Origin of the sequence: Streptococcus sp. DD04 (assembly GCF_001578725.1) — a bacterium.
Lineage (GTDB): Bacteria > Bacillota > Bacilli > Lactobacillales > Streptococcaceae > Streptococcus > Streptococcus sinensis.
Genome location: NZ_KQ968976.1, coordinates 43,446 through 44,882, shown reverse-complemented (window position 1 = coordinate 44,882; position 1,437 = coordinate 43,446). Strand labels below are relative to the sequence as shown.

3 protein-coding genes are annotated in these 1,437 nt (G+C 33.2%); all 3 read right to left on the bottom strand.

The genetic code is table 11. From position 1 onward, the window contains the following. Positions 1-63: 63 nt before the first annotated feature. From STRDD04_RS11075 to STRDD04_RS00210, 3 genes are read right to left on the bottom strand one after another with little or no spacing between them, the layout of a single operon-like run. A complete protein-coding gene (locus STRDD04_RS11075; RefSeq protein WP_197460057.1) occupies positions 64-228 on the bottom strand; it encodes a hypothetical protein in 165 nt (54 codons plus the stop codon). 13 nt (positions 229-241) lie between these two features. Beyond that, positions 242-736 (bottom strand): hypothetical protein, encoded by a 495-nt coding sequence (locus STRDD04_RS00215; RefSeq protein ID WP_062198325.1) that lies wholly within the window; start codon positions 734-736, stop codon positions 242-244. A gap of 12 nt (positions 737-748) precedes the next feature. Continuing rightward, on the bottom strand, positions 749-1,219 hold the full coding sequence (locus tag STRDD04_RS00210; RefSeq protein WP_231853851.1) for a hypothetical protein: 471 nt from the start codon (positions 1,217-1,219) through the stop codon (positions 749-751). Positions 1,220-1,437 lie beyond the last annotated feature (218 nt).

The window sequence follows — 1,437 nt, the reverse complement described above, 5'->3', positions numbered from 1 at the left end:
TGATGTGGGCTTATAGCCCTGGTACAAACCACCCGTCTAACGGGTGGTTATGATTTGGTTATCTTATTTATCGTCATTTTTCTTCTTTTCATATTCATCCAGACTGTCATTATATTTTCCTGATATAAATCCAAAGATGCCACCAAAAATAAAGTCCAATAAATCTCTAAATTTTTCAAAAAAGTAAGCAATTATGAAAATCATAACTATTCCAAGCAAAAATTCCATTATTATCTCCTATCTAAGCTTTACGCCATTTAATGAGTAATTCTTTAAATTCATCTTCTTTCCATAGTGAATAGCAAACTATTCCGCCTATAGTAGAAGAAACTAAAACACCCATTAAACTAGGATTCCTCTTTCTTGCTACTAGACGATTCACCTCATTTTCTGCATCTTCAAATAATCCGTAAGAAGTATACGACTCAGGCGAAAACACCGAACCCGCTTCAAAATTCATACCATAGTAGTTTACTTTACCATTTCCTTTTAACCCGAAGAATAGTAAAGACACAATACAAAGAACTAAAATCACTAATCTAGGTTTTAATTTTGGACTAATGTAATTCATAGTAGTGCTACTTACCTCGCTTTCTGAGATTGTTTTATTACCTTTAGAGCGTGCTCTTCCAAATGATTGGCACCCCGAAAACTTGGTTGCTACACTCACCATAAGCAGGAACGGTAGGGCTATAACTGAAAAAACAAACACAACCATACCCCAACTATTTTCCATATATTCCTCCATCTATTTAACTCGTTTGAACTCAAATGTTATTGAGTTACTACCAATAGTAATACCATTAGCAGGCTCCGCATTTTTATCTATGATATTTTCAAAATATAGTGTATCTTGGTCTTCAGAAAGAGTGGCAACTCCATAGATATTAGCACCATCAATGATTATCTTATCACCATCCTTTTTCCAAGTTGCATCAAATATCATTCCACTATCCATAACTAAAGTTCCATCTTCTTTAATTTCCATAGTAGCGTTAAAATGTAACTCATTCATTAGCATAGATAAGATATTACCACTTAGCTCATTGTCTGCTAATGAATTTATTATGCTTTTGGCATCTTCTCTTGTGTTTCCTTGATTAAATATATCTGTAGTCCAAGTACCTACAAATCTTTTTTCTGGAGTACAAGCGTTCAAAGTCATGAAAGCAAACAAAAGTATCATAACTTTAGCAATATTTTTGACTATCCTCTCCATAAATCACCTCTTTTTGTTTTGTTTCATCTCTAAAAACCCCTGCTACAATAAGGTTTGATCTTGTTTTAGTGAACGGTCGTCAACTAAAACAATGAAAAATCAAAAAATGCCAACCTGACAGAGCCTCTAAACCTTGTCAAATCAGCATTTTAAATATTTTTTATTGATAACTTTGATTGTTTTAACAAACGACCGTTTGCTAAAACTGTTGATGGATT